This is a genomic window from Cellulomonas sp. P4_B5_2 (genome assembly GCF_056402235.1).
Map to the genome: position 1 here is coordinate 1 of NZ_JBFUHU010000244.1, position 10,130 is coordinate 10,130.

7 protein-coding genes are annotated in these 10,130 nt (G+C 73.0%); 4 read left to right on the top strand and 3 right to left on the bottom strand.

Annotated elements, in window-relative coordinates:
- Together efeB and AC1DUQ_RS16305 are read left to right on the top strand one after the other, a co-directional pair.
- Positions 1–1,229 (top strand): iron uptake transporter deferrochelatase/peroxidase subunit (gene efeB, locus AC1DUQ_RS16300; RefSeq protein WP_477074145.1); only part of this gene is annotated, 1,229 nt, incomplete at its 5' end.
- A gap of 22 nt (positions 1,230–1,251) precedes the next feature.
- Positions 1,252–3,207, top strand: a complete 1,956-nt coding sequence (locus AC1DUQ_RS16305) for an endonuclease/exonuclease/phosphatase family protein (RefSeq protein ID WP_477060331.1) — start codon at positions 1,252–1,254, stop codon at positions 3,205–3,207.
- Here AC1DUQ_RS16305 and AC1DUQ_RS16310 read toward each other — a convergent pair.
- Entirely contained in the window at positions 3,166–4,215 is a 1,050-nt protein-coding gene (locus tag AC1DUQ_RS16310) for a LacI family DNA-binding transcriptional regulator (RefSeq protein WP_477060330.1), read from the bottom strand. The genes AC1DUQ_RS16305 and AC1DUQ_RS16310 overlap by 42 nt on opposite strands.
- A 109-nt stretch (positions 4,216–4,324) precedes the next feature.
- On the opposite strand from AC1DUQ_RS16310, the gene AC1DUQ_RS16315 reads away from it, so the two are divergent.
- On the top strand, positions 4,325–5,689 hold the full coding sequence (locus tag AC1DUQ_RS16315) for an ABC transporter substrate-binding protein (RefSeq protein WP_477074146.1): 1,365 nt from the start codon (positions 4,325–4,327) through the stop codon (positions 5,687–5,689).
- A gap of 65 nt (positions 5,690–5,754) precedes the next feature.
- A complete protein-coding gene (locus tag AC1DUQ_RS16320) occupies positions 5,755–8,103 on the top strand; it encodes a glycoside hydrolase family 31 protein (RefSeq protein WP_477060328.1) in 2,349 nt (782 codons plus the stop codon).
- 42 nt (positions 8,104–8,145) lie between these two features.
- Here AC1DUQ_RS16320 and AC1DUQ_RS16325 read toward each other — a convergent pair whose 3' ends face one another.
- Together AC1DUQ_RS16325 and AC1DUQ_RS16330 are read right to left on the bottom strand one after the other, a co-directional pair.
- Positions 8,146–8,706, bottom strand: coding sequence for an O-acetyl-ADP-ribose deacetylase (locus tag AC1DUQ_RS16325; protein ID WP_477060327.1), 561 nt, complete (start codon positions 8,704–8,706; stop codon positions 8,146–8,148).
- Between the two features lie 163 nt (positions 8,707–8,869).
- Positions 8,870–10,130 (bottom strand): NAD(P)H-quinone dehydrogenase (locus AC1DUQ_RS16330; protein ID WP_477074147.1); only part of this gene is annotated, 1,261 nt, incomplete at its 5' end.

The following is a 10,130-nucleotide window of genomic DNA, read 5'->3' on the forward strand; positions in this document are numbered from 1 at the left end:
TCACGGCCGCGGGCACCTACCCGTTCACGGGGGCTCACCAGGCCGGCATCGTCACGCCCGCGCAGGACCGGCTCTACCTCGCCGCGTTCGACCTCACGACGACCTCGCGCGACGAGCTGGTCGAGCTGCTGCGCCGGTGGACCACGATCGCCGCGCGGCTGACCCAGGGCCTCTCGGCCGGGCCGTTCGGCCCCGCGTCGGGACCGTACGACGCACCGCCCGACGACACCGGCGAGGCCGCCGACCTGTCCCCCGCGGGCCTGACGATCACGTTCGGGTTCGGGCGGTCGCTGTTCGTCGGCACCCCCGGCCCCGACGGCACGCCCGGCGAGGACCGCTTCGGCCTCGCGGACCGGCTGCCCGGCGGGCTCGTCGCACTGCCGCACTTCGCGGCCGACGACCTCGACCCCGCGCGCAGCGACGGCGACCTCGTGGTGCAGGCGTGCGCCGACGACCCGCAGATCGCTGTGCACGCCATCCGGAACCTCTCGCGGGCGGCGTTCGGCACCGCGACGATCCGCTGGACCCAGCTGGGCTACGGCCGGACCTCGTCCACGAGCACCGCGCAGCGGACCCCGCGCAACCTGTTCGGGTTCAAGGACGGCACCGCCAACGTCAAGGCGGAGGAGACGGACGCGCTCGAGGAGCACGTGTGGGTGCCCGCGAGCGCGGCAGCTGCGGACGACACCGACTCGGCGTGGCTCACCGGCGGTTCGTACCTGGTGGCGCGGCGGATCCGGATGCGGATCGAGACGTGGGACCGCACCTCGCTGCGCGAGCAGGAGAACCTGGTCGGCCGCACCAAGGGCGAGGGCGCTCCCCTGTCCGGCGGCACCGAGTTCACCGATCCCGACTTCGCCGCCCAGGGCCGCGGCGGCGCACCCCTCATCGCGGTCGACTCGCACGTCCGACTGGCCCACCCGGACTTCAACGACGGGGTGCGGCTGCTGCGGCGCGGCTACAACTTCACGGACGGGAACGACTCGCTCGGGCGCCTCGACGCCGGGCTGTTCTTCCTCGCGTTCGTGCGCGACCCCCGCACGCACTTCATCCCGATGCAGACCACGCTGTCGAGCAACGACACGCTCATGGAGTACCTCACTCACACGGGGTCCGGCCTGTTCGCGGTGCCCCCGGGCATCCCCGAGGGCGCGCTGGTCACCGGCCAGGACGGCACGCCGGTGACGACCGACGAGAGCCCGTTCGTGGGGCAGCAGCTGTTCGCCTGACGGCCCCGGTAGTCTCGCGCGCGTGACGACCACCCCACCCGCCGGCACGCCCGTCCGCACCCCGCCCGACGCCGGCACCCCGACGCGCGTGTGGCTCGTCGCCCTGCTCACCGTGCTGTGCCTCGAGCTCGTCCGCGCCAGCGGCCCCCTCCTGGACCGCGCCTTCGCGGCCGGCGTGGTCGAGGCCGCGGTGACCGCGCTCGGCGCGTACGCCGCCGCGGGGGCCGTCGCCGCGCTGCTCCTGCTCGCGGCACGCCGCACGTCCGGCACTCCCGACGCCCGCACCCTGCTGGTCGGCGCCGGGGCGCTCGCCGTGCTGCGGCTGGTCGTCCAGGCGCTCGACGGCGAGGCGCTGTTCGTCGTGGGACTCGTGGCGGTCGCCGTGGCGGTCGCCGTGCTCACTCTCGCGGTCGCGTTCGTCGCCGGGCGTCCCGCGGGTGGTCGCGAAGCGGCGATCGGGCTGGTCCTGGGCTGCGGCCTGTCGGTCGGGCTCCAGCTGGTGCTCGGGACCTGGGACGCCGTGTGGCGCGACGGGTGGACCGGCTGGGTGGTCGCCGTGGTCCTCGCGGTCGGGGTCGTGGTGACGGCCCGCGGGCTGGTCGCGTTCACCGCGTCGACGTCGTCGGAGGCGACCGGGCGGCCCCGGCGGCTCTGGGTGCTGGGCCTGTTCCTCGCGCTCGCCGCGATGATCGTCGCCAACCCCGCGTTCGTCGCCTCGCAGACCGGCGTGGCCCTCGGCTGGGCGGGCCTGGTCGTCGTCGCCGCGAACAGCCTCGGCGCCCTGTCCCTGCTCCGGCCCGACCCGTGGCCGGCCGCCGTCCGCGTGGGTGCCGCCGTCCTGCTGGTCGCCGGCGTCGGGTGCGCGCTCTGGCTCACGGGCATCGCCGCGCTGACGGCCGTCGTCGTCCTGCAGCTCTCCCTCGGCATCGTGCTCTCAGCCGCCCTCAGCGCCCACCGACCGGCGGCGCGCGGGATCACCCGGACGGCCGCGGCGACGCTGGTCGTCGGCCTCGGCACGATCGGTCCGCTGCTGCTCTACATGCTCGACTACGACGTCCCGCTGCCGGTCGACAACGTCTGGGTGATGGTGCTCGCCGCGCTCGGCCTGGCCCTGTCCGGCCTGCGCCGGCGCACCCCCGGCGCGGTGCCCGCACTGACGAGTCCGGACCGGCTGCCCCGGCGGATGAGCTCCGTCCGGCTGCTCGTCCTGCCCGCGCTGGTCCTGGCCGCGCTCGGGCTCGTGCCGTCGACGACGAGCACCACCGGCGCCGACGTGCCGGCACGCGCGGCCGACGAGCCGCTCACGCTCATGGACTGGAACCTGCACTACGGCGTCTCGCCGCTCACCGCCGTCGACCTCGAAGGCATCGCGGCGACGATCGAGGCGGAGGACCCGGACGTCGTCACCCTGCAGGAGGTCAACCGCGGCTGGGTGTTCGGGGGCGGCACCGACATGGCGACGTGGCTCGCGCACCGGCTCGGGATGACCGTCCACTTCTCGCCGGCGGCCGACCACCAGTTCGGCAACGCGGTGCTCGCGCGGTCCGAGCTCACGGACTCCGTCGTCCACGCGCTCCCGTACGGAGCCGGCCCGCAGAGCCGGTCCGCCCTGTCGACCACCCTGACGACGGCCGACGGGACGGCCCTGCGCGTGACCTCGATCCACACGCAGCACCGGGAGGCCAACACCCCGACGCGGCTCGAGCAGCTGCAGGCGCTGGCCGACGCCGAGCCGGTCACGCCGCCCGCGCTGCTCGCCGGAGACCTCAACGCCGAACCGGGCTGGCCGGAGATCGAGCTGCTCGAGTCCGCGGGGTGGGTCCCGGCGGAGTCCGAGCTGCTCACGTCACCCGCGGACGACCCCGCACACAAGATCGACTGGGTGTTCGGACAGGGCGTGAGCTTCGGCACGACCACGGTCTCGATCACCACCCACTCAGACCACCGCCCCGTCGTCGCCGAGTTCACTATCGACTGAGGCCGGTCCCGTCGACTCCCGCACCACGAGCTCGACCCCGAGATGCACGGTCCCGTCGGGCATGCTCGCGCGCAGGTCGGCGCCGTGGATGAGCTGGAGCAGCAGCTCGGCGGCCGCCCGTCCCTTGCCGGCGGTGTCCTGCCGGATCGTCGACAGGCTCGGGCTGACGTAGCGGGCGATGTCGGCGTCGTCGAACCCGAGCACGGACACGTCCTGCGGCACCCGGAGGCCGGCCCGGACCAGCCCCGCCTGGACACCCGCGGCCAGCACGTCGGCCGTCGCGAACACCGCAGTCACGTCCGGGTGCTCGCGCGCGATGCGCTCCCCGGCCGCCAGCCCGTCCTCGTAGGTGGTGTTGGCGTGGAGCGTGACCGGGTCCGCTCCGAGCGCGCCGCGCAGACCCTCGAGCCGAGCCGCGACGACCTGGCTGCGAGCATCCACCGGGCCGCAGAACAGCACGTGCCGGTGGCCGAGCGCGCGCAGGTGCTCCCCCGCCAGCCGCCCGCCGTCGACGTCGTCGGCGCGCACGGCGCCGGCGTGCCCGTCGCCCACCGAGGCGTCGATGACGACCGCCGGGACGTCGTCGGGGATGGCCAGCGACCGCAGCTCGTCGTCCGTGAAGCCCATGACGACCACGCCGTCGAGGTTCCACCGCTGCACCGAGTCCTGCACCTCCCGGGTGCTCTCGACGGCGCGCAGCATGAGGTGGTGGTCCCGCTCGCGCAGTGCCGCCTCGAGCGCGCCGGCGACGCTGACGTCGTGCGGGCTGCCCAGCAGGGCCGTGCCGTCCTGGCGTGCGGGCAGGAGCAGCCCCACCAGGCGGGTGCGACCGGCGGCCAGGCTCTGCGCGGCGCCGCTGGGCACGTAGCCGCGCTCCTCCACGATCCGCTCGACGGTCGCGGCCGTGGCGGGTGACACGCGGCCGAGGTTCCCGTTGACCACGTTGGACACGGTCATCACGGAGACCCCCGCCTCACGGGCGATGTCCTTGAGCGTGACGCGCGGCACCCGGTCCTCCTTCGGCTCTTGACGCCGGATCCTATCTGCGTTTAGCGTTAAACGTATAGCGCTAAACCTTCGTGGACGACGCCGTCCACCCCCCGAACGAGGAGCGACGATGACGTCTTCCGGCAAGGCAGCCGCGCTCGGCTTCGCGGCCGCGCTCAGCCTCGGCACGCTGGCCGCCTGCAGCACCCCGAACGATGAGCCCTCCGACGGCACGGTCGCCATCCAGGTGGCCATGGACACCGGGCTCGACGCACCCGCGATCGCGGCGTTCGACGCCCGCATCGAGCAGTTCGAGAAGGCGAACCCCGGCATCAGCGTCGAGCACGTGGAGTACACGTGGGACGCGACGACCTTCGCGGCCGGGCTCGCGGGTGGCACGCTGCCCGACGTGTTCCCCGTCCCGTTCACCGACGGGCGCGGGCTGATCGCCCACGAGCAGATCGCGGACGTGAGCGCCCTCGTCGCCGAGCTGCCCTACGCCGACAGGTACAACCCGCACGTGTCCCAGGCGGGCGAGGACGAGGACGGCGACATCTGGGCGATCCCGATCGCCGCGTACAGCCAGGGCCTGCACTACAACCGCGCGCTGTTCACGCAGGCCGGGCTCGACCCGGACGACCCGCCGAGCACGTGGGACGAGGTGCGGCAGGACGCCAAGGCGATCGCGGACGCCACCGGCCAGGCCGGGTACGCGWCGATGACCCAGAGCAACACCGGCGGCTGGATCCTCACCACGCTGGTGAACGCGATGGGCGGCTCGGTCGAGGAGTTCGACGGTTCCGCGGCCACCGCGACGATCGACACCCCGGAGATGCGGTCGGCGCTCGACTACCTGCGGACCCTGCGCTGGACGGACGGCTCGATGGGCTCGAACTTCCTCTACGACTGGGGCGGCATCAACCAGGCGTTCGCGTCGGGCCAGATCGGCATGTACGTCTCGGGCGGCGGCAACTACGGCAACCTGTTCACGCAGAACGCCCTCGACCCGTCGGTGTACGGCTTGACGGTCCTCCCGCTGGAGGGTGCCGACGCCGGGGTGCTCGGTGGCGGGACGCTCGCGGCGGTGAACGCCAAGGCCACCGAGGCCGAGCAGGCCGCCGCGGTGAAGTGGATCGACTTCTACTACATGCAGAAGCTGTTCGACGAGGAGGCCGCGGTGCTCGACGCGCAGACCTCCGCGGCCGCCGACCAGCCCGTCGGCGCCCCGCAGCTGCCCGTGTTCGACCAGGCCACGTACGCCGAGCAGCAGTCCTGGATCGCGGAGTACGTCAACGTGCCCCTCGAGCAGATGACCGGCTACACCGACCACGTGTTCGAGCAGCCGCTCCTGGCCGAGCCCGCCCGGTCGACGCAGGACCTCTACGCCGCGCTCGACCCGGTGGTGCAGAGCGTGCTGACCGACCAGGACGCGGACATCGACCAGCTGCTCGACGCGGCGCAGACCCAGGTGCAGAGCCTGCTCGACCAGGGATGACGCCACTGCGACCGGTGCGGCCGGTCGGCGGGAATCACTCCCCCGCCGAGAGGACCCTCGATCACATGACGCCCCGGAAGCCCCTGCCCTCCCGCCCGGTGGCGGACCCTCGCGCGGTGGTCCTGGGACCGCAGTTCCGGATCACGGTGCTCACCGCCGGGCTCGTGCGGCTCGAGCACTGTGCGGACGGCGTGTTCGAGGACCGCGCGTCGACGTTCGCCCTGAACCGCGAGCTGCCGGTGCCGGACTTCCGGGTGATCGAGTCCGACTCCCACGTCGAGGTCCTCACCGACCGGTTGCACCTCGTGTACGACCGCGGTCCGTTCTCCACCAGCGGCCTGAGCGTCTCGGTGCTCGGCGGCGTCAGCGCGTACCACTCGGTGTGGCGGTATGGCGACGACTCCCCCGACTCCGTCGGCCTCGGCGGCACCGCCCGCACGCTGGACCTGGCCGACGGCGCCATCCCGCTCGAGCCCGGCATCGTGTCCCGGCAGGGCTACGCGGTGCTCGACGACTCCCGGTCGATGGTGTTCGACGACGAGGGCTGGGTGGCACCCCGCGACGGGTCCCGGACCGACCTGTACGTGTTCGCGTACGGCCACGACTACCGCGAGGCGCTGCAGGCGTTCTACGCGGTCTCCGGCCCGACGCCCGTGCTCCCCCGGTTCGCCCTGGGCAACTGGTGGAGCCGATTCCACCGGTACACCACCGACAGCTACTCGGCCCTCCTCGACCGCTTCGGCGCCGAGGGCATCCCGTTCAGCGTCGCCGTCATCGACATGGACTGGCACGTCACCGACGTCGACCCCGAGATCGGCAGCGGCTGGACCGGCTACACGTGGAACCGGTCGCTGTTCCCCGACCCCGCCGCATTCCTGTCGGCCCTGCACGACCGCGGCCTGCGCGTGACGCTCAACGTGCACCCCGCCGACGGCGTCCGCACGCACGAGGAGGCCCACCCGGCGATGGCCGCCGCGCTCGGCCGCTCGCCGCACGACCCGATCCCGTTCGACGTCACCGACCGGGAGTTCCTCGACGCCTACTTCGACGTGCTGCACCGCGGGCTGGAGGCGGACGGCGTCGACTTCTGGTGGCTCGACTGGCAGTCCGGCCCGCACTCGCGCGTCGCCGGGATCGACCCGCTGTGGATGCTCAACCACTTCCACTTCCTCGACAACGCGCGCGAGGGCCGTCGGCCCCTCACGTTCTCCCGGTACGCCGGCCCCGGCAGCCACCGCTACCCGGTCGGGTTCAGCGGCGACACCGTCATCTCGTGGGCCTCGCTGGCGTTCCAGCCGTACTTCACCGCCACCGCCTCGAACATCGGCTACGGCTGGTGGAGCCACGACATCGGCGGCCACATGTTCGGCGGCAAGGACGACGAGCTGGCCACACGCTGGCTCCAGCTCGGGGTGTTCTCGCCGATCCTGCGCCTGCACTCGGGGGCCAACGCGTTCACCGCCAAGGAGCCGTGGACCTTCGAGCCGGCCGCGCGCGCCGTGATGACCGAGCACCTGCGGCTGCGCCACCGGCTCGTGCCCTACCTGCACACGATGAACCACCGCGCCGCGATCGAGGGGCGCCCCCTGGTCGAGCCGCTCTACCACGCGTGGCCCTCGGAGGCCGAGGCGTACGAAAAGCCGAACCAGTTCCTGTTCGGCAGCGAGCTCGTGGTCGCGCCGCTGACCAGCCCGGCCGACCTGCGCACCCGCCTGGCCTCCGTGCGCGCCTGGCTCCCGGCCGGGACGTGGGTGGACGTGTTCACCGGCCTGGTCTACGACGGGGGCCGCGAGCTCCTGCTCCACCGCGACCTGTCGACCATCCCCGTGCTTGCACCGGCCGGCGCGATCGTGCCTCTGGACGGCGCCGAGGTGCCCGGCAACGACCCGGTGAACCCGTCGAGCCTCGAGGTCCTCGTCGTCGTCGGCGCGGACGGCTCGTTCACACTGGTCGAGGACGACGGCTCCGCCTCCGGCACCGCCTCGACCCCGCTCTCGTTCTCGCAGAGCACCGGCACGTTCACCGCCGGCCCCGCGGTCGGCGCACTGGACTGCCTGCCCGCCACCCGGTCGTGGACGGTGACGTTCCTGTCGTTCGACGGCACACCGTCGGTCAGCGGAGGCACAGTGCGTCGCGCTGACGGCCGGGTCTCGATCACGGTCGACGACGTCCCCGTAGACGCGACCCTCACCGTCACCGTCGGTCCGGACCCGCAGCTGTCGGCGAACGACGTCGCGGCGCGCCTGTTCGCCCTCCTGGACCGCGCGCAGATCAGCTACGACCTCAAGACGCGCATCCACCAGATCGCGACGTCCGACGCCCCCCTGACGGTCCGGGCCTCGCACCTGCAGTCGCTCGGGCTGGACCCTGCGCTGGGCACCGCGGTCGGCGAGCTGCTCCTGGCCCGCTCCTGACGGCCGACCGAGCCGTGAGTGGCGTCGCGAGAGCTGTGAACGTCACTCGGGCTCGCTCGACACCGCAGAGGGTTCAGGACCGCCCGAGCCGACAAGCTGCGCGAACGGGGCGAGCGCTGCGTCGTCGAACAGGACGAACCGCACCAGCTCCACGCCGCCGTTCGCGGTCGCGTCCCATCCACGCACCGCTGTGATCGCGACCTCCGCGACATCGCGAGGCGACCAGCCGTAGCTTCCGGCACTCACCGCGGGAAACGCGACGGATCGCGCGCCGAGCCCCGCCGCGACGTCGAGCGACCGCGTGAAGCACGACGCGAGCCGAGCGGGATCACGGTCGCCGCGGTTCCAGTTCGGTCCGACCGTGTGGATGACCCATCGGGCGGGGAGCCGCCCCGCGCCAGTGGCCACGGCCTCCCCCACCGGCACACCGTCGGGGAACGAGAGCCGGCGGACCCGTCGGCACTCGGCGAGAAGCTCGGGACCCGCTGCGGCGTGGATCTTCCCGTCGACGCCGCCGCCCCCGACCATCAAGGAGTTCGCGGCGTTCACGACGGCATCGACGTGCTGCCGCGTGATGTCCCCACGACAGGCTTCGATCCACATGCACCTATGGTGCCGCAACGCCAATCCCGGCTTGTCGACCAGGACCGACGCCGACCATGTGGTCATGAACGCGGAACGACCGCAGAACGGAGCCAACGACATGGTCGACGGCCGGATCAGTCCCTGGGTCAGTGGTCGGACCGACCCTCCGGTGCGCTCCGGGTCAGTCCTCCGCGCGGTGGTGGAGGATGCGGGCAACCTCGGCGATCGTGCCCGACATCGACGGGTAGACCGTGGCGGTCTCGGCCAGCTGGTCGGTGGTCAGGCGGTGGGTCACGGCCACGGTCAGCGGGTAGATCGACTCGCTGGCGCGGGGTCCGACCACCACGGCACCGAGCACGGTCCCGGTGGCGGCGTGGGCGAAGATCTTGATGAACCCGTCGCGGACGCCCAGCATCTTGGCGCGCGGGTTGCGCGCCAGCGGCAGCATGCTCACCGAGTACTTGACGCCCTGCTCCTGCAGCCGCGCCTCCGACGAGCCGACGGTGGCGATCTCGGGTGAGGTGAAGATGTTCGCGGACACCCCGCGCAGCGACAGCGGCTTCACGGCGTCGCCGAGCGCGTGCGCCATCGCGAGCCGGCCCTGCATGGCGGCCACCGACGCGAGCGGCAGGACGCCGGTCACGTCACCTGCGGCGTAGATGCCGCGGACGTTGGTGCGGGAGACCTTGTCCACCTCGATGTGCCCGGACGGGGTGAGCCGCACGCCCGCCTCCTCCAGGCCGAGGCCGCTCGAGGTCGGGATCGAGCCGACCGCGAACAGCACGTGCGACCCCTCGATGACTCGGCCGTCGGACAGGGTCACCTCGACGCCGTCGGCGGTGCGGCGCGCGCCGGCGGCACGGGAACGGGACATCACCGTCATGCCGCGGGTCTTGAACACGTCCTCGAGCAGCTGGGCGGCGTCGGCGTCCTCACCGGGCAGCACGCGGTCGCGGCTGGACACGAGCACCACGTCGGCGCCCAGCGAGGTGTACGCACCGGCGAACTCGGCACCCGYCACGCCCGACCCGACGACGATCAGACGCTTCGGCAGCGCGTTCAGGTCGTACAGCTGGGTCCACGTGAGGATGCGCTCGCCGTCCGGACGGGCCTCGTCGAGGGTGCGCGGCGTGGCCCCCGTGGAGACGAGCACGACGTCGGCGTCGAGCGTGAGGTCGTCGTCGCCCTGCGGGGTGGTCACGACGACCTTCGACGGGCCCTCGAGGTGGCCGTGCCCGATCACGATCTTCACGCCCTCGCGCTCGAGGCGGGCGCGGATGTCGGCGGACTGCGCGGCCGCGAGCGCCTTGACTCGCGTGTTGACCGCGGCGAGGTCGATGCGGTGCCGCAGCTGCTCGAGCGTGCCGCCGACCGCGCCGGACAGGAGCGTGCCGTCGAGCCGGATGCCCAGCTCGGGGGCGCGGTCCGCGATGGTCATCCAC